Below are 17859 nucleotides of genomic sequence, written 5' to 3'. Positions count from 1 at the left end.
AACGCCGGGTCGCGGTGGCATGCCTGTTGTCGGAGCTCTCCCGTACGGCATCATGACGCGATGAGCGTGCGCTACGACGAGGTGATCGGTCTCCTCCGGGAGGCGTACGACGGCGGTGCCGAGCGGCGGGATGCCGCCACGAAGTCCGCGTGGAAGCTCGCGGAGCGTGAGGCGTTCCTGGGCCGGCTGAAGGGGCACGGTTGCCGGCGACTGCTGGAGGTCGGTGCTGGGACGGGTCAGGACAGCGCGTACTTCCAGGAGAACGGGCTGGACGTCGTGGCCGTCGATCTGTCGCCTGCCATGGTGGCCCTCTGCCGGGAGAAGGGCGTCGAAGCCCATGCCATGGACTTTCTCAGTCTCGACTTCGAGCCCGGTTCGTTCGACGCGGTGTACGCGCTGAACTGCCTCCTGCATGTGCCCGACGGTGATCTGCCGGCGGTGCTGGGCGCGATCCACACGGTGATGCGGCCCGGTGGGCTGTTCTTTCTCGGTGTGTACGGTGGGGGCGGGCTGACGGGGGAGAGCACTTTCGAGCAGGATGATCATTATCCTCCTCGGTTCTTCTCCTTCCGGGATGACGAGCGGCTTCAGGAGTACGCGCGCGAGTGCTTCGAGATCGTCGACTTCCACGTCGTGGGGACTCATGGATGGCGATTCCAGTCGCTGACACTCCGCCGTCCGGCGTCAAGCCCTGACCTGGATCAGCGCGCCGGGGGCGGGGGCCCGTAGGATCCGGCCATGAGGATCATCGGCGTCCCCGTACAGGTGTGGGGCGCGATCGCGTTAATCCTGGCCGTGGTGTGGGTGTTCGTGTGGCCGCAGCGCGAGGTCGACGGGGTGGCCTATCTGATCCTGCGGTGGGGTCATGCGCTGGTGTGGCTGCTGCTGGGGATCGCGGCGTTCCTGGCGCCTGTGGCGTCGACGGCCGCGAAGGGGACGGGCATGGCTGCCGGGCTGGTCTACCTGGCGTTCCTGGTCACCGTCAGCATCAACGGCTGAAATCGGCATGGTCGGATCCGGCGGCCGGGGTAGGCTCTGAGCAGCTAGGCAAATTTGGTTAGCTGGAGATGGAGAGACCATGGCCAACGAGATCACCGTGCCGCTGCTGCCCTGCCCGTCCATCGACGAGATCGCCGACTTCTACACCATGCTGGGCTTCACCCGGACCTACTACCAGGTGCGGCCGAACCCGTTCGTGGCACTCCAGCGCGAAGACCTGCGGCTGGGCTTCTTCGGCATCCCGGGCTTCAACCCGGAGGACTCCTACGGAAGCTGCTCCGTCATCGTGTCCGACACCGGGAAGCTCTTCGAGGCGTTCGCCGCGGGCATGCGCCGGACTCACGGCAAGCTCCTGGTCTCCGGGATCCCTCGGATGACCCGTCCACGCAAGCGCAAGAACGACGGGAACCACTCCGGATTCGCGGTCATCGACCCCGGCGGGAACTGGATCAGGTTCTCGGCCGCCCAGCCGGAGCCTGAGGAGGAGGCCGGCGGAAAGCTCACCGCGACGCTGCACAAGGCCGTGGTGATGGGCGACTCGCACGGCAAGCACGTACGGGCGGCGCAGATCCTGGACGCGGCCCTGGAGCGGGACAAGGACACCGCTACGGCGGCCGAGCTGCTCGAAGCGCTGGCCTATCGCGCCGAGCTCGCGCTCCGCGCCGAGGATCCCGCGGCTGCCGGCGACGCCCTCGGGCGGGCCCGTGCGCTGGCCCTTTCCGAAGCCGATCGCGACAGGCTCGCCGGGACCCTGGAAGCCCTCGCGGACGTGGAGGCCGTTCTCCGGCCCGGAACATAGGACGTGCGTGTGGTCAGGAGGGGCTCGTTCTTCCGGTCGGGGGTCCGGGGACGGTCATGGCGCGGGATATCTCGGCCAGTGCCCACTCTCTCGGTTGGGGGGTGGGCAAGGTGTGGGCCAGGTCGGTCGCGCGGGTGAACTCGCCGGTCCGGGCCATGGTGATGATGACGGTGGCTGCGGTCTGCGGGTCGGTGGTGAGGGCGAGGGCGCGGTCGTACTGGCCGAGTGTGGACAGGGCTTGGGCCAGGTCAGCCGTCGCTTGTGGGGGAAGGGCAGCGCTTTCGGTGAGCAGTTCGTCGATCGTGCGTTCGGCCCGGTGGGTGTCGCCGGTCGCGGCCCAGGCCCGCGCCAGGCGAGCCCGGAGCCGGACGCGGAGGGCTGGATCGGTGGCCTGGGCGGCTGTCGCGTCGGCGTGGAGGAGTACCTGCGAGACGCGGCCTGGCGGGGCGCCTGTGGCTGCCAGCGCTTCTGCCACCGAGGACAGCGCGCCGCACTGTTCCAGCGTGTCTCTGACGTCCAACGCCGTCCGGAAGGCGCGGTCGAGCTGCCCGGACGCGATCAGGACGGCGGCCAGTGCCGCGGGAGTGTGCGCGGCGGCTTCGGCCTGGGCGAGTAACTCGGCCGCCTGGTCGAGCCGGCCGGTCGCGAGCAGGGCGTCGACCAGTTCGCGGAGCAGGCGGTCGTGATCGCGGGAGGAGGTCACGGATCGGGCTGCGGTCTCGGCGTCCCGCAGTAGTGCGACGGCGTGGTTGAGCTGGCCTGACCGCGTTCGGGCCTTGGCCACCGACAGGAGCGCCTCCGCCCGGGGCGCTGCCTCCTCTATGGCCAGCGCGATGGATTCGGCCTGGTCGAGCCGTCCGGCCTGCGCGTGCCCGGCGGCCACGCGTTGTAGTGCCCAGGACCGTTGGCCCGGGTCGGGGATCGACGGGGTTCTCTCGTACGCGTCGTCGTATGCGCCGATGTCGCACAGTGCCCGTACGAGGTCGGGCCACGGCGACGGCCATCGGGCGGCGGCGATCACGTCGGCGCGGTCGAGCAGGCCCGCCCTTCCCAGGGTGGCCGCCAGCAGCCGCCAGGCCTCGAACCGCTCCTGCTCCTCGTAGAGGGTGTGGACCAGGAGCTCGGCGCGGCGCAGCAGCTCGCCCGCCTGTTCCCGGCGGCCCGCGTGGGCCAGGGCGTCGGCCAGCTCCGCCAGACCGCGGATGTGACGGATGTCGTCGGCGCCGTCTACGGCCAGGGCAGCGGCGGCGGCCTCGTCCAGGATCTCGCCGGCGCGTTCGGGCCGGCCGGCCTCGATCGCCGAGCGGGCTATCCGCGCGAGGGCCTGCTCACGCCGGAAGCGGTCGGCGATCGCGCGGGCGAGCGCCACGCCGCGGTCGATCCGACCGGCCTGCGCCATCGTGACCGCGACGTCGACCTGCAGGCCGCCATCCAGGGCACGGACGTCCCCGAGCATCGCCGCGACGTCAGCGTCCGGGGTTTGGGCGGCGTGGAGCGTCCCCGCGTTGTCGGCGTGCATGTCGTTGTCCGGGGTTTGGGCGTTGTGGAGCGTCGTCGCGTCGTCGGCGTCCCGGGGTTGGGCGTGGTCGAGTAGTGCGGTTGCCTGGGCTTTTCTTCCTGACTTGAGGAGTTGGCGGGCCAGGGTGATGCGGCCGGCCCAGTCGGGGGTGGTGAGGGCGCGGGTGAGGTCTCCGCGTTCGGCGCAGGCGAGGGCGAGGGCGCGCAGCTCGGTCTGACGGGTGCCGGGGTTGGGGATGGCTCTGGCCGCCGTCTCGGCTCGGCGCAGCAGCTCCGCCGTACGGTCTGGATCGTCGATCGCCAGGGCGGCGGCGCGCAGTGCCTGGGTGCGGCACGATGGGTCGGCGATGTGCTCGGCGACCTCTACGGCCTGGTCGCCGCGCCGGGATGCGGCGAGTGCCTCGGCGACCACCAGCAGTGCGATATCGCGTCGCGGCCGGTCGGTGACGAGGAAGAGTGCGGTGGCGTAGGCCTGATCGAGCCGGTCGGCCCGGACGAGGGCCCGTGCGAAGGCGTCCCACCCCCAACTGGGGTCGGGATCCCGCCCGGCCACCGTTACCGCGCGGTCGACGTCGCCGGTCATGACCAACGCCTCGGCCACGGCTCTCAGGCCCGTGGGGGAGAGCTCGTTTTCGGTGATGGGGGCGAGCGCCTCGGTGGTCCGGCCGGCCCGGGACAGGGCGGCGGCCACCGATCCGAGCGCGCCGATGCGGTCTTCCACCCGCTTGATGGCGTTCGCCGCGCGCAGTGCCTGTTGGAGCGGGCAGACCGTGGCCATGCCCGCGGCTACCGCGATCAGGATCCGCTCCTGCGGGCCGGTCGCGTCCTGGGCGATCCGCAGGGCGCGGTCCATCGCGTCGGCGGCTCCGTCGAGGTCGCCCTTCAGGGCCATCACCTCGGCGGAGGCTCCCAGCGTGCGGATCGATGTCTCCAGCACAGGGTCCAGCCTAATGAGGAAAGCGGTGGCTTCCCCGGGATCGCGGGGTGCGGGACGATGGGAGTTCCAGCCTTAACATGGCGGTGGATGGCGATGACTGCGTCCGAGATGGTGCTCGCCGGGTTGTCGGCGGTGGTCGTGGTGGCGGTCGTGGGGTGGCGCGGGCTGGTGAGGGCCCGGCTGCGGGCCGAGGTACGCAGTCGTCGAGCGGCGCTCCGGTCGCGGTCCGGGACGGCGCGTTACTTCTTCGACCGTGAGCGCGGGCGCTGGAGGCCGGAGCTCGACGCGGCGATGGCGGGCAAGCTGGAGGAGCTCGACCGGCGTGAGGCGGAGGTCGGCGCGCTTGCGGCCGGTGATCCAGGGCTGGGCGACGTCGCGAGCCGGCTGGGCGGTGACTACGAGAGCTTCGGCAACCTGGTCAGGGCGCTGTCTGAGTGCGAGGCCGCCGCGTCGGGGCCGCATCCGGATATCGACGAGCTGCTGCCGGAACGCGCTTCTTCGGAGGCGGTCGCCGCCCTCCGCAGCCGATGGGACGGGCTGGAGGAGCGCCGCGTCCGGCTCGTCCACCGGATACGGGACTCGTCTCCGGACGCCTGGGCGAAACTGGCGAGCAGCGCCACCTCGCTGGGTGCCGACTGCATGCGGCTGACCGCTGACGTCACCCGGGCCTGGGAGCGGATGTTCCCGGACCGCGCCGCCGCCAGGGCCGCCGAGGAGCAGGCGGTGTTCGAGCACATCCTGGACGACATCGCCCGCCGGGGCCGGGCCACTACCCGACGGCCGGATCGCTCCCGCGGCCATGTCTCTGACGCCGGCCCGTACGACGATCAGGGGTGACCCGGACCGCTCTCGCGGCCGTCGCTCCAACTCCGGCCCGTACGGCGATCAAACCCCGGATCGCTCCCGCGCCCATGTCTCCGACCCTCGCCAGTACGGCGATCAGGCGTGATATTGCGGAACCGGATGTTCCGCGATGGTCTCTAGCTTGGTCCGCATGACACATGACGTTCGCCCGTTCCGTATAGAGATCCCCCAGGCTGACCTGGACGACCTGCGCGACCGCCTGGCCCGTACCCGCTGGCCCAGCCGGCTGCCGGGAGCCGAGTGGAGCCGGGGGGTTCCCGTCTCGTACCTCAAGGAGCTGGTGGAGTACTGGGCGGGTGCGTACGACTGGCGGGCGCAGGAAGCGAAGCTGAACCGGTTCCCGCAGTTCACGACCGAGATCGACGGGCAGACCGTGCATTTCTTCCACGTACGGTGCGCCGACCCCGGCGCGCTCCCGCTGGTCATCACGCACAGCTGGCCGAACTCGATCGTGGAGTTCACGGAGCTTCTCGGCCCGCTGTCGGAGACCTTCCACGTGATCGCGCCCTCGCTGCCGGGGTTCGGGTTCTCCCCGTTCCCCGAGCCCGCCGACGAGCGGCCGTGGAGCGTCGAGCGGGTGGCCCGGACGTGGGCGGAGCTGATGGGCGGGCTGGGTTACGAGCGTTACGGGGTGCACGGCAACGACGCGGGAGCGCTGGTCTCGCCGCGGCTCGCCGCGCTGGCCCCGGAGCGGGTGGTCGGGGTGCACATCACCGGCGGCGTCGGCATGCCGACCGGGGATCCGGCCGAGCTGGAGGGGCTGTCGCAGGAGGATCGGGCGATGGTCGAGCACGTGGCCGGGATGCTGAGCGGTGAGGGCGGCAGCGGGTACGCGCCGTACCTGGCCGCGCGGCCGCAGACGCTCAGCTACGGGTGGGCGGATTCGCCGGTGGCCCAGCTGGCCTACCTCGTGGAGCGGTTCAAGGAGTTCGACGGCTGGCCCGACGGGGAGGCGCCGCGGGAGCCGATCGACCGCGACCTGGTTCTCGGCAACGCGAGCCTCTACTGGCTGACGGGCACCAGCGGGTCGTCGTCGTGGACCTACTACGAGGGGGCGGCCGGCATGCCGATCGACCAGAAGGCGGTGCCGACGGGCGTTTCGCACGGCGGCCCCGACGCCTTCCGCCGGCTCGCCGAGCGCGGGAACAGCATCGTGCACTGGGAGAATCACGAGCACCCCAGCCACATGCTCGCGATGGCGGCGCCCGGCCCGCTGGCGGCCGACATCCGCACGTTCTTCGCGGACATAGCAGGGGAGAAGCAACCTCGCTAGGACGGGTGCTTCTCCCCTGTGTGGAACGAATGTCCAGGCCAGGCCTGGACGGTCGGATCAGGACAGGTCGAACCGGTCGAGGTTCATGACCTTGTCCCACGCCGCGACGAAGTCGTTCACGAACTTCTCCTTCGCGTCGTCGCACGCGTACACCTCGGCGAGCGCGCGCAGCTCGGAGTTCGAGCCGAAGACCAGGTCGGCGCGGCTACCGGTCCACTTGACCTCGCCCGTCGCGGAGTCGCTGCCCTCGAACGCGTTGGCGTCGCCGGCGACCGGCTTCCACGTCGTGCCCAGGTCGAGCAGGTTGACGAAGAAGTCGTTGGTCAGCCGGCCCGGGGTGTCGGTGAGGACGCCGAGCTGCGACTGCCCCTGGTTGGCGCCCAGGACGCGCAGGCCGCCGACGAGGACCGTCATCTCGGGGGCGCTCAGGGTGAGCAGGTTGGCCCGGTCGAGCAGGAGGTACTCGGCCGGCAGGCGGTTGCCCTTGCCCAGGTAGTTGCGGAAACCGTCGGCGGACGGCTCCAGCACGGCGAACGACTCGACGTCGGTCTGCTCCTGCGACGCGTCGGTGCGGCCCGGCGTGAAGGGCACCTGGACGTCGTAGCCGGCGTCCTTGGCGGCCTTCTCGACGGCGGCGGCTCCGGCGAGCACGATCAGGTCGGCGAGCGAGATCTGCTTACCGCTGGTCTGGGAGCCGTTGAACTCCTTCTGGATCCCCTCCAGGGTGCCCAGCACGTTCGCGAGCCGGTCGGGGTCGTTGACCTCCCACCCGATCTGCGGCTGCAGGCGGATGCGCGCGCCGTTGGCGCCGCCGCGCTTGTCGCTGCCGCGGAAGGTCGAGGCCGACGCCCACGCGGTGGACACCAGCTCGGAGACCGACAGGCCCGAGGCGAGGACCTTCGCCTTGAGCGCGGCGACGTCCTCGTCACCGACCAGCTCGTGCGTCACCGCCGGCACCGGGTCCTGCCACAGCAGCGTCTCGGCCGGGACCTCCGGGCCGAGGTAGCGGGAGGCGGGGCCCATGTCGCGGTGGGTCAGCTTGAACCAGGCGCGGGCGAAGGCGTCGGCGAACTCCTCGGGGTTCTCGTAGAAGCGCCGCGAGATCGGGCCGTAGATCGGGTCCTCGCGGAGCGCGATGTCGGTGGTCAGCATTGACGGCGCGTGGCGCTTCGACGGGTCGTGGGCGTCGGGGATCGAGTCCTTGCCGGCGCCGTGCTTCGGCCGCCACTGGTGGGCGCCGGCCGGGCTCTTGGTCAGCTCCCACTCGTAGCCGAACAGGTTCCAGAAGAAGTTGGTCGACCACCGCGTGGGCGTCGAGGTCCAGGTGACCTCCAGGCCGCTGGTGATCGTGTCGCCGCCCTTGCCGGTGCCGTAGGTGCTCTTCCAGCCCAGGCCCATCTGCTCGATGGGGGCGGCCTCGGGGTCGGGACCGACGTGGTCGGCGGGGCCGGCGCCGTGGGTCTTGCCGAAGGTGTGACCGCCCGCGATCAGGGCGACCGTCTCCTCGTCGTTCATCGCCATCCGGCGGAACGTCTCCCGGATGTCGCGGGCCGCGGCCAGCGGGTCGGGGTTGCCGTTCGGGCCCTCGGGGTTGACGTAGATGAGGCCCATCTGGACGGCGCCGAGTGGGTTCTCCAGCTCGCGGTCGCCGGTGTAGCGCTCGTCGCCCAGCCAGGTGGACTCGGGGCCCCAGTAGACGTCGTCCTCGGGCTCCCAGACGTCCGCACGGCCGCCGGCGTAGCCGAACGTCTTGAAGCCCATCGACTCCAGGGCGACGTTGCCGGCCAGGACCAGGAGGTCGGCCCACGAGAGGTTCTTGCCGTACTTCTTCTTGACCGGCCACAGCAGGCGGCGGGCCTTGTCGAGGTTGGCGTTGTCGGGCCAGCTGTTGAGCGGCGCGAAGCGCTGCTGGCCGGCTCCGGCGCCGCCGCGGCCGTCACTGATGCGGTAGGTGCCGGCGGCGTGCCAGGCCATCCGGACCATGAACGGGCCGTAGTGGCCGAAGTCGGCGGGCCACCAGTCCTGCGAGGTCGTCAGCAGCTCGGCGATGTCGCGCTTGACGGCCGGGAGGTCGAGGCTCTTGAACGCCTCGGCATAGTCGAAGTCCTCGCCGAGGGGGTTGGCCACGGCGGGGTTCTTGGCAAGGATCTTCAGGTTGAGGCGGTCCGGCCACCACTGGTGGTTTCCGCCACCCTGCGTCGGGTGCGGCGCGCGGTGTGCGACCGGGCAGGCGCCTTCGCCCTCCGTCTTGGGGTCGGTGACGATCGCATCATGGTTCTCGGTCATGGGAGTCCTTCGGATCAGGCGGTGGAACAGTCGGGGCACCGGCCCCAGAAGATGACCTCGGCTTCGTCGATCGAGAAGCCGTGGTCGTCGGACGCGCTCAGGCATGGCGCGTGGCCGACCGTGCAGTCGACGTCGGCGACGGCGCCGCACGAACGGCACACGATGTGGTGGTGGTTGTCCCCCACGCGCCCCTCGAACCGGGCCGCACTGCCGGCCGGTTCGATGCGCCGTACGAGCCCGGCGGCGGTGAGTGCGTGGAGGGCCTCGTAGACAGCCTGGAGAGAGATGTGGCCTACACGATCGCGCACCCCCGAGGCGATGGTCTCGACATCGAGATGGTCACCGTCCCGGACGGTCTCGAGCAGTGCGACCCGGGCGGCCGTGACCCTCAGGCCGGCCCCGCGCAGCTCCTCGGCGGTGGTCTTGGGTGCGGTCATGGTGGTCAACCTACTGACTAAACCTGAACGATACAAGTTAATGAAGGACCCAAGTTTGGTGAACTTCCGGTCATGAGCGCTTCCGGAGGCGTCCGGTCGTCAGGTCCAGGGCGTGGACGCGATCACTGGTGTCGCGGACGAGGAATCGCCCCTTCTCGGTCCAGCCGAGACCGGCGGCGAGGTACTCGTCGCCGAATTCCGGCTCGACGCTGGACACCCGCGTGCCGGTGCTCGCGTCGTAGGTCTCGACGCGTATCAGGCCGCGGACGATCACGAGGCGGCGGCCGTCCGGAGAGAGGTGGTACGTGTCCCCGACGATGTTCTTGCCGACCTTCCGGGCAGGGAGGCGCATCCGCGTCCTGCCCCGGTGGTCGAGGACGAGCACTCCGGCCGGTGTCGTGGCGACGATGCCGGCCATGCTGAGGTCGTGCACCCGCCGAACTCCGGGGATCGACACCGTGGTCCAGGTCTGGGTGTCGATGATGCGTGCGCCTTCCTTGACCAGGGCGACATATCTGTTCTGGCGGGCGAATGTGGCCGTGGGCACCGCGGCGTCGGCGAGAGGGCCGGTGAGAGGGCGGATGTTCCCGGCGTCCTGGTAGACCATGCGGCGATCGCGCCTGCCCAGGTAGACGACGGCCTTTCTGTTCTGGCTGCGGGCGAAAGGCGGCTTCGTGGGCGCCTTGCCTTTCCTGCTGATGTACGGGGCGGCCTGGGGAAATGGCTCACCGTTGACTTGCCATGACTGGCAGGGGTCGTCCAGCAGGTCGTTCAGCGCGCAGGTGGGAGCGGTCAATTTCCGTGCTGTCGTGAATGCGGCCGTCCCGTCGGGAACCGATTTCGGCAATGTGTATTCGGGCAGAATCCGTTCCGGTGCCTGGCCGGGGGTGAGCAGCGCGCCCGACAGGACGATCGCGGTTCCCGCGAGGTAAAGAGAGCGGGTCGACCAGTGGCCGATGGCCAGTTCGGCGGGGGACGCCCCGGCCGGAGGGCGAGGGGCGGGTTCACGGGTGAGGTGCCGCACGGCCAGCGCGACGGCGAGGACGGCGGTCGTGCGGGCCAGGACTTCCGCCGTGAACTCCCGGTCCACCACGAAATAGGCGCATACCGCGAGGGAGCCCGCCAGGCTGAGCTGCCAGGTCGTCCGATAGATCTCCGTCTGGAGCGCGGGTTGTCGCGCGTGGCACAGAACGCTGACCGCACACCAGCCCAGCACCAGATAGAACGGGTCATCGGTGAGGAGGACCAGTGGGACGGCGGGAACGAGAGTGATCAGCCGCCACCGCCGCCGCTCGGCGAAATGGTCGATGATCCGGCGGGCGTCGGCTGATGTGACGGTCAGGCCGGTCAGTTCGGCGAACCTGCTGAGCCGCTCCCGGGTGACCGGCGCGAGCGCCACCAGGATGGCGATCGTCGTGACTATCCAGGTGATCATCGGCGGTGTCGTCACGACTTGCCACCATATAAGGTTCTTTCTCGTGGGTTCGGATGAAATATGGGAGCGATTCGGTATCGCCTCGTGGCGTGCCCATCTGGCGCGATTACGACTCGTGGTCGCCGCAGGACTTTCGCTCACCGTTTTCGCCGCGGCCTTCTGGTGGTCGGGAGCGATGACGCCGCGCATCACCTGGGAACCTGAGCCGTTTTTCGCCAGGGCTCACGTGGATGAGAGCGGCATCCTGAGCGTCAGGCTCGAAATCGCAATGGAAAACGAGGGAATGACCCCCTTCGTCCTCACAGGTTTGTCGATGAACATTCCCGGCCTGCGCCTTCTTCCCGCGGAAGAGACGGAAGAGATCGAAGTGGACGCCGGAGGCCGGGAGTGGCTGACCAGGCAGATCGCCATCACCGACTGCGCCGCGGTGCCGCACGAGCCTCGGCCGGTCAGCTTCACCTATAGCACCTGGATGGGCTCTGGTTCGGCGGAGGCGATGTGGGGCCCCTGGTGGATGTCGAACACCGCCGGAGGAGTGCCTGTCGCCTGGCAGCGAGCACTCGCTGTAGACGCCTGCAGCAAGGCAGTGAGCGGCGAATGGTTCTGACGCTCCCGTACGAGGAAGGTCCCGCGGGTCTCCGCCCGCTCAAGCGGATCGTCGCCGGTCTCGTCATCGTGTACTGCGCCCTTCGCGTCAACGACTTCGACCTGCTGCTGAACCCTCTCGGCTGGGCGATGTGCGCGACCCCGCTGCTCCTGCTGCGGCGATCGGCCGGGGACCCCTTCGACCTGGCCAGGACCTCGGTCCTGGCCATGGTCTGCCTGTCGGCGGTCGCCGTGTTCGCCGGCTGGGTGGGGCCGAGCCTCGGGTCCACGCCCTCTCCCGTCGTCGAACTGATCGGCGTCGCCGAGGGAGTGGGCGGGCTGGTCGCCGTCTGGCTGATCACCGACGCCGTCATCAGGAGGATCCGGTCGTACGGGATCGCCTCCGGGGTGGCGGTCCTCGACGTGCTGCGCTGGGTCGTGGTCGGGCTGGGCGCGCTCGGCACGCCGGCCGGTCTCGGTTACACCGCGCTGGGGCCCGTCGTGGCGGTCGGCTGGTTCGCGTGTCTCGCCGCGCTGCTCGTGATGCTCTACCGGTCGGCCAAGCTTCCGTACGCGGCATCCGTACGGAAGCTCGGGGCATGATCCGAAGGTCTCACGGCCAGTACGGGGCGAGGATGTCGAACTTGTTCGGCAGCCCCAGCTGGTAGCGGATGTCGTCCAGGTCGTAGAGGGACTTGAACTCCTTCGGCAGGTAGAGGTCGTACAGCCTGGCCTTGGTCGCCGAGGAGCCTGCGGCGTCGAGGATGGCGTTGGCGGTCTTGCGGCCGGCCTCGTTGCCGCCCTCCATGGTCGCCAGGTTGATGTTGTTGCGGACGTAGTCGGCGGCCAGGTAGAAGTTCGGGATCCGGGTGGTGGCCTCGGGACGGTTCGCCCAGGAGCTCGGGGAGTTGATGAGCAGCGGCTCGTCGTTGGCCACCGCGGGGGTGCCCTCGCCGCTGATCGCGGGGTCGACGAACCAGCTGTGTACGAGCGAGTCCGGCAGCAACTGGTTGCCGTTGGGGGTGACGGCGCGGATCTGGGCCAGCACCTCCTGGACGATCTCCGGGCGGGTGCACTGCTTGGCGGTCTTCCCGAACAGGATGCCCGGACTGTTCCAGTCGGACAGGTCGATCGACAGGCAGTCCTTGGCCACGCCGTCTCCGTAGGCGGCGGGGAAGTCGGTCGTCCAGAACTGCGCCTGGCTGATCGAGGTGAGCGCCCACGGGGTGCCGGCGTAGACCAGGTGGCCCTCGACGATCGGCGTGGGCTGCTTGAGGTAGATCATGACGCCGTTCATCCAGTCCGTCTCCAGGTGGCTCAGGCGGGCCAGCTGGGGGTCGGCGGACTTCATGGAGGACGACAGGAGCGGCATGACCCGCTCGATCGGCATCGCGGCCACGTAGTGGTCGGCGGTGACGGTGCCGGCGGCGCCGGTGGGGTCGGTCACCCGCGCGCCGGTGATCCGCCCGCCGGAGTGGTCGAAGCCGGTGGCGGACCAGCCGACCTTGAACTGGACGCCGAGCCCGGTCAGGTAGTCGATCCAGGGGTTGATCCACACGTCGTTGGACGGGCCGTTGAGCACCTGGTCGGGCGGGCCGTACGGGCCGAGCCCGAGGCCGCTGTAGAGGAGCGCCTCGAACATCATCGCGATCGTGCGGGTGTTGGCCCTGTCGGGCTGGGCGGCCACCAGGGAGGCGGTGAACATCCTGGTCAGCAGCTCGCGGTACTCGACCGACATGATGTCGGACTTGGTGAAGTCGGAGAAGCTCATGTTCTCCCACTGGCCGAGCTTCCGGCGGGGGCCGCTGGTGATGAACGTGATCATCTTCGACAGGAAGAAGTTGATCTGCGTGAGCGGGATGGTGGTGCCCGCGATGATCGCGCTCCGTAAGAAGTCCTGGATGACCTCCGGGGTGAGCCCGTTGCTCAGTTCGCTGGGGATGGGGACGCGCAGGAACTTCTTCCGGTAGGCGATGGCCGTGAGGCTGGCGGCCACCAGGTTGTCGCGCACGGTGCCCGAGCCGAACGGGATGCGGCTCATCGTGTCCGGCAGGTTCTGGTAGAAGCCGGGGAAGAAGCGGAAGCCGTGCTCGCCGGGCAGGTCCTTGCGCCCGCCGGTGGCGGTGCCCGGCACCGGGATGCTCCTGGACTTGCCGCCGAGGACCTTGCGTTCGTACACCGTGACCTGGAAGCCGCGCTCTGCCAGCTCGTGGGCGGTGCTCAGGCCGCCCATGCCGGCGCCGAAGATCGCCACGTTGCGGCCGGTGACACTGCTCTTGAGCAGGGCGGGGGCGGCCGCTCTGGCGCCTTCGGCGCCCCATAACGGCCCGGCCGCCGCTCCTGCTGTCGCGGCCAGCGCGCCGGTGACGAACCTCCGCCGGTTGATCCCGCCCTGACCGTTGTCCCGGGTCTCCTGCTCTGCCATGGTGCGGCCTCCGCTCACCGTTTAGCTAACCGACACAGCTGTTGGTTCAGCTAGGCGAGACGATGAACGCGTGGATCACTCTTGTCAAGACGCGGATGTGCGCCCGGGTGTGTGGGAGAGACCGTTCCACAGCACGAGCATGGCGGCGTCGACGAGTTGCTCGCGCGGCATCTGCGGGTTTCTTGCCCACCACTGGGCGAGGCCGTCGGTGCCGGAGATGAGCAGCTCGACCACGGCGTGGGCCGCGTCGGTGTTGGGGTCGAGGCCGAGGTTGCGCAGGTCGCGGCCGAGCATGACGGCGACCGAGCGGGTGCGGGCCTCGCGGATGCCCCAGCGCACGGCCTTGATCTCCGGGTCGTCCTCGTCGGTGTGGTCGAACAGCAGGCGGCGCGCAGCCGGCCAGTCCTCGGAGAAGCTGAAGTAGGCGTCGAGCGTGGCGCGCAGCCGGCGGCCGGGAGAGCCGGTACCGGTGATGCGGGCGCCGATGTGTTCGACCAGGCGCGCGTTCTGTTCCTGCAGGACCGTGATGAGCAGCACCCGCTTGGACGGGAAGTGGTCGTAGAGGACCGAGCGGGTCACCCCGGCCGCGGCCGCGATCTCTTCCATGGCGGTGGCGTGGTAGCCGCGGGCGGCGAAGACCTCCAGAGCCGCCTCGGTGATGCGGGCCCGACGGGCCGAGCCCCGCATGCGTTTCTTCGGCTCCTGGATCGCCATGCCCGGCAGCCTACCCCCGACCCGTTGACGCCGCGCCGCTGCGGGCATAAAACCGACACTAGAGTCGGTTAGCGCGCCAGGAGGCCCGATGCCAGAGCATGCGGACGTCGTCATCGCCGGAGCACGCTGCGCGGGTTCTTCCACCGCGGCAGCCCTGGCGCGGCGCGGATGCAAGGTGATCGTCGTGGACCCGGCGCGGTTCCCCTCCACCACGGTCTCCACCCATCTGCTCTTCGCGTCGGGGGTCGCCGAGTTATCCAGGGTCGGCGCCCTGGAACGGGTGGAGAAGATCGGCGCGCCCAAGCTCTCCCGTGCCTTCGTCGGCGGCCCCGGCCACGCCGCCTCCGGCCGCTACACCCCGATCGACGGCATCGACTACGGGCTGTGCGTGCGGCGGACCGCGCTGGACGCGGCCCTGGTCGAGACGGCCCGCGAGGCCGGCGCCGAGGTCAGGGAAGGTCACCGCGTCGTCGACCTCCTGTGGGAGGGAGGCCGGGCCGTGGGCGTCAAGGTCAGCGAGCGCGGCGGCCGGGAGTACGAGGTGCGCGCCAACCTGGTCGTCGGCGCCGACGGGCGCCGCTCCACCGTCGCCCGGCTGGCGGGCGCCGAGCGGCCGCGCGCGTTCCACGCCAACGGCCGGGCCTGCTACTACGCGTACTACGAGGACCCGCGGGAGGAGTGGCGCACGACCGCGGCGATGTGGCTGACCGGGCGGGAGCTGGGCAACGCCTTCCCGTGCGACGGCGGGCTGACGATGGTGTTGCTGATGCCGCCGGCCGAGCGGGCCGCCGACTTCAGGGGCGACCTGGAGGCGGAGTTCGCCCGTACCGTCGGCTTGGTGCCGGGGCTGGCCAAGCGCCTTGAGGGGTGTGCGAAGGCGACCAAGATCGTCAGCTCGGCGGCGCATCCGTCGTACTTCCGGACCTCGGCGGGGCCCGGCTGGGCGCTGGTCGGCGACGCCGGGCACTTCAAGGACCCGGTGACGGCGCAGGGCATCCGCGACGCCCTCAGGTTCGGGAGGCTGCTGGGCGAGCGGGTCGCGGGCGTGGTGGACGACGCGGCGGCCGTCGACGAGGCGACCCGGGCCTGGGAACGGTCGCGTGACGCGCAGTGCCTGATCATGTATCACTGGACGAACCTGCTCGGGCGCGGCGACGGGCTCGCGTACGTGCAGATAGAGCTGCTGCGAGGGCTGACCGAGGGGCCCGGCGGGGTCCGGCGGATCCTGGAGGTCTACTCCAGGATCCGCGACCCGCGCGAGACGCTGGCCATGGGCGGCATGATCAAGGCGGTCGCCCGCGCCCTGCGCGACAACCCGCGCTCCCGCCTGGCCGTGCTGAAGGCGACGGCCGAGACGCTGCGGGAGATCGCCGGGCATCACGACGAGGCCAGGCGGCTGCTCCGCCCCGCCTCATGACCGCCCAGCGGGGTCCGACGCGCTGACGGGTCGTCCGGTGGTGGTGGGTGCCGTCCCGCCTTGTGAGGGGTGCCCGGTGGTTGGCTCCGCCCCGCTCTGTGAGGGGTGGGCGATCAGCACGTAGCGTTCGTCGCTGATCGGGCGGCCCCACAGGGCCGGGTCGGTGAGCTGTTCGTGGTGGACCACCCGGGCGATCGGGGCGAGCGCCTGGGCGAGCCGCTCGGCGGGGACGCCGCCGAGCCAGGGCAGCGGGGGCGACGGCGACGCGTACGGGGTCTGCCCGGGGGTGTCCCAGCGGCCTTCGACCAGCACCAGCCGGCCGCCCGGCCGGAGCAGCCCCAGCCAGCGGCGCAGCGCGTCCTCGGGGGCGGGCAGGGTCCACATCAGATGGCGTACGAGGATCGCGTCGTAACGCGCGCCGGCCTCCACGGGCGGGTCGGCGGCATCGCCGACGTGCAGGGGCACGCCGAAACCCGCCTGCTCCAGCTTCAGGCGGGCCTGGTCGATCATGCGCGGGGAGAGGTCGACGCCCGTGGGGCGGTGGCCCTGCCGGGCCAGGAGGAGGGTCAGCGAGCCCGTGCCGCAGCCCAGGTCGAGGATGTCGGAGGCCGCGCTGGGCAGCCACTGGGTGAGCCTCAGCCACCAGGCCGCGCGGACGTGCGGGCTGCGGAGACCGTGGTCGGGCTCCTGGTCGAAGGCGTCGGCTGATGAGTCCCAGTAAGTCGAGATGGGAGCGAGATCGGGTGTCGGCACCCGCGCAGTCTCGCAGCGGGCGCCGACAGTTTCCGCGCGGCGTTCAGGCGGCCGGGATGGACCGGCTCCACCAGGCGTTCCAGCGCGCCTCCAGGTCCGCGAACTCCTCGTCGGTCCGCCCGTACGTGGTCAGGATCATCATGGCGACGCCCTCGGGGTGGACCGGGACCGGCGGGGTGTGGGCGACCACGAGGAGACCGTCGCCCCAGCCGTCCACGGTGAGGCCGAGCTGGTGGTCGGAGCGGAACCAGACCGTGCCCGCGAGCGGCTCGCCGGTGGGGGCGGCGTGCTCGTACGGGGTGCCGGGGGCGAGGCCCGCGAGCGCGTCGAGGCCGGCGGCGGCCAGCGGTGGGGTGGTGCCGTGGCCCGAGAGGAAGACGGTGCGCCGGTCGGCGCCGGGGTGGCGCTCCAGGGCGAACCTGAGCTGGTGGATGAAGGTGACCCAGCCCTCGTTGACGTCGTCGTAGTAGGCGTCCCACTCGGTGTCGCCACTGAGCGGGGCGCGGGTCATGCGCAGGTGGGTGCGGCCCTCGCCGGCGTCGGTCAGCTCGAACCTGTCGCCGCCCTGGACCTCCATCCAGTGCTCCTGCGGCGACTCGGTGACGTGTTCGGCGTAGATGAAGTCGATCTCCTTGTCGAGGCCGTCGAAGTGCCAGCCGTGCCAGCGCCGGATCTGCTCCGGGTCGCGCAACGCCCGCCACACCTCCCCGACCGGCGCGGAGATGGTGACCTCGACGGTGAACCGCTCTTCCGTCATCTGCCTGGCTCCTTGTGTGGGGTGGGATGGCCGCCGGCGGTGAGGCGGTAGGGCCTGCCGCCGGCGGTGTCGTAGCGGGCCGCGACGCGGGAGACGGCCTCCGCCAGCTCGTCGGTGAAGCGGTGCACGTCGCCGGGCTCGGCGAAGCGCACCTCGGCCTCCAGCGTGAAGGTCAGCAGGCGGACGCCCTGCCGGTCGGCCTCCGCGGCCATCCGGGTGACGTCGCGTACGGTGCCCGCGGCGACCTCGACCAGGTGCTCGGCGGCGTGCCGGTCGGCGATGCGGGCGAAGCCGGCGTCGACCTCGGACGGCTCGGCGGGGGAGCCGAGCACGCCGGGGTCGACGAGGAAGGCCTTGGCCGTGGCGCGCATGACGCGCTCGACGCAGCCGCGGCGGCGGCGCTCCTCGACGAGCTCGACCAGCTCCTCCTGCTCCAACACCTTCAGGTGGTAGCCGACCCGCTGGCGCGGCATGTCGAGCTCGGCCGCGAGCTGCACCGCCGACGCGGGCTCGCGCAGGCGGGCGAGGAGCTGCCTGCGGATGGGCGTCAGGGCGACGCGCAGGCGCTCGGGCTCGTCCATGAGCGACATCTCGGTGGCTGCCATACGGCGATGAAACCATTGGACAGTTTTTCCTGTCAATTGGACGAGTGTGCATTTT

General features: G+C 70.6%; 17 protein-coding genes. 8 read left to right on the top strand and 9 right to left on the bottom strand.

The window, feature by feature from the left end:
* The first annotated feature begins 60 nt into the window (after window positions 1–60).
* The 3 genes from ACIBF7_RS02870 (at window position 61) to ACIBF7_RS02860 (ending at window position 1798) form a co-directional block, all read left to right on the top strand.
* On the top strand, window positions 61–729 hold the full coding sequence (locus tag ACIBF7_RS02870) for a class I SAM-dependent methyltransferase (protein WP_364229069.1): 669 nt from the start codon (window positions 61–63) through the stop codon (window positions 727–729).
* 9 nt (window positions 730–738) lie between these two features.
* Window positions 739–999 (top strand): hypothetical protein, encoded by a 261-nt coding sequence (locus ACIBF7_RS02865; RefSeq protein ID WP_397196224.1) that lies wholly within the window; start codon window positions 739–741, stop codon window positions 997–999.
* Between the two features lie 79 nt (window positions 1000–1078).
* A complete protein-coding gene (locus tag ACIBF7_RS02860) occupies window positions 1079–1798 on the top strand; it encodes a VOC family protein (RefSeq protein ID WP_397196223.1) in 720 nt (239 codons plus the stop codon).
* A gap of 13 nt (window positions 1799–1811) precedes the next feature.
* On the opposite strand, the gene ACIBF7_RS02855 is transcribed toward ACIBF7_RS02860, so the two are convergent.
* Entirely contained in the window at window positions 1812–4253 is a 2442-nt protein-coding gene (locus tag ACIBF7_RS02855) for a hypothetical protein (RefSeq protein WP_397196222.1), read from the bottom strand.
* Window positions 4254–4340: 87 nt separating this feature from the next.
* Here ACIBF7_RS02855 and ACIBF7_RS02850 point away from each other — a divergent pair, with 87 nt between their 5' ends.
* Together ACIBF7_RS02850 and ACIBF7_RS02845 are read left to right on the top strand one after the other, a co-directional pair.
* Window positions 4341–5090, top strand: coding sequence for a hypothetical protein (locus ACIBF7_RS02850; protein ID WP_397196221.1), 750 nt, complete (start codon window positions 4341–4343; stop codon window positions 5088–5090).
* A gap of 157 nt (window positions 5091–5247) precedes the next feature.
* Complete coding sequence (locus ACIBF7_RS02845; protein WP_397196220.1) at window positions 5248–6390, top strand: epoxide hydrolase family protein; 1143 nt, start codon at window positions 5248–5250, stop codon at window positions 6388–6390.
* A gap of 57 nt (window positions 6391–6447) precedes the next feature.
* Here ACIBF7_RS02845 and katG read toward each other — a convergent pair whose 3' ends face one another.
* From katG to ACIBF7_RS02830, 3 genes are all read right to left on the bottom strand, one after another.
* The gene (gene katG, locus ACIBF7_RS02840; RefSeq protein WP_397196219.1) at window positions 6448–8676 is read right to left on the bottom strand and encodes a catalase/peroxidase HPI; all 2229 of its coding nucleotides are present in this window, start codon (window positions 8674–8676) and stop codon (window positions 6448–6450) included.
* 14 nt (window positions 8677–8690) lie between these two features.
* Entirely contained in the window at window positions 8691–9113 is a 423-nt protein-coding gene (locus ACIBF7_RS02835; protein WP_148035661.1) for a Fur family transcriptional regulator, read from the bottom strand.
* A 70-nt stretch (window positions 9114–9183) separates the two neighbouring features.
* Window positions 9184–10548 carry a hypothetical protein gene (locus ACIBF7_RS02830; protein ID WP_397196218.1) on the bottom strand — a complete coding sequence of 455 codons (1365 nt, stop codon included), beginning with the start codon at window positions 10546–10548 and terminating at the stop codon, window positions 9184–9186.
* Here ACIBF7_RS02830 and ACIBF7_RS02825 point away from each other — a divergent pair.
* Both ACIBF7_RS02825 and ACIBF7_RS02820 read left to right on the top strand, forming a co-directional pair.
* Window positions 10517–11155, top strand: coding sequence for a hypothetical protein (locus tag ACIBF7_RS02825; protein ID WP_397196217.1), 639 nt, complete (start codon window positions 10517–10519; stop codon window positions 11153–11155). The genes ACIBF7_RS02830 and ACIBF7_RS02825 overlap by 32 nt on opposite strands.
* On the top strand, window positions 11146–11736 hold the full coding sequence (locus tag ACIBF7_RS02820) for a hypothetical protein (RefSeq protein ID WP_148035658.1): 591 nt from the start codon (window positions 11146–11148) through the stop codon (window positions 11734–11736). The genes ACIBF7_RS02825 and ACIBF7_RS02820 overlap by 10 nt, the downstream gene beginning before the upstream one ends.
* Before the next feature lie 10 nt (window positions 11737–11746).
* Here ACIBF7_RS02820 and ACIBF7_RS02815 read toward each other — a convergent pair whose 3' ends face one another.
* Window positions 11747–13558, bottom strand: coding sequence for an FAD-dependent oxidoreductase (locus ACIBF7_RS02815; protein WP_364229091.1), 1812 nt, complete (start codon window positions 13556–13558; stop codon window positions 11747–11749).
* 84 nt (window positions 13559–13642) lie between these two features.
* A complete protein-coding gene (locus ACIBF7_RS02810) occupies window positions 13643–14272 on the bottom strand; it encodes a TetR/AcrR family transcriptional regulator (RefSeq protein WP_271275290.1) in 630 nt (209 codons plus the stop codon).
* Window positions 14273–14360: 88 nt separating this feature from the next.
* On the opposite strand from ACIBF7_RS02810, the gene ACIBF7_RS02805 reads away from it, so the two are divergent.
* Complete coding sequence (locus ACIBF7_RS02805) at window positions 14361–15689, top strand: NAD(P)/FAD-dependent oxidoreductase (RefSeq protein ID WP_397196216.1); 1329 nt, start codon at window positions 14361–14363, stop codon at window positions 15687–15689.
* Here the strand turns inward: ACIBF7_RS02805 and ACIBF7_RS02800 are convergent.
* Genes ACIBF7_RS02800 through ACIBF7_RS02790 form a run of 3 tightly spaced genes read right to left on the bottom strand, consistent with a single transcriptional unit; the run spans window position 15684 to window position 17804 of the window.
* Complete coding sequence (locus tag ACIBF7_RS02800) at window positions 15684–16442, bottom strand: methyltransferase domain-containing protein (RefSeq protein ID WP_397196215.1); 759 nt, start codon at window positions 16440–16442, stop codon at window positions 15684–15686. The genes ACIBF7_RS02805 and ACIBF7_RS02800 overlap by 6 nt on opposite strands.
* Window positions 16443–16485: 43 nt before the next feature.
* Window positions 16486–17199 (bottom strand): SRPBCC domain-containing protein, encoded by a 714-nt coding sequence (locus ACIBF7_RS02795; protein WP_397196214.1) that lies wholly within the window; start codon window positions 17197–17199, stop codon window positions 16486–16488.
* Complete coding sequence (locus ACIBF7_RS02790) at window positions 17196–17804, bottom strand: helix-turn-helix domain-containing protein (protein WP_271275293.1); 609 nt, start codon at window positions 17802–17804, stop codon at window positions 17196–17198. Before ACIBF7_RS02790 ends, ACIBF7_RS02795 begins: the two co-directional genes overlap by 4 nt.
* Window positions 17805–17859 lie beyond the last annotated feature (55 nt).

Source organism: Nonomuraea sp. NPDC050478 (assembly GCF_044458265.1).
GTDB classification, from domain to species: domain Bacteria; phylum Actinomycetota; class Actinomycetes; order Streptosporangiales; family Streptosporangiaceae; genus Nonomuraea; species Nonomuraea ferruginea.
Note: the sequence above shows the minus strand (reverse complement) of the source record. Positions and strands in the feature narration are given on the sequence as shown.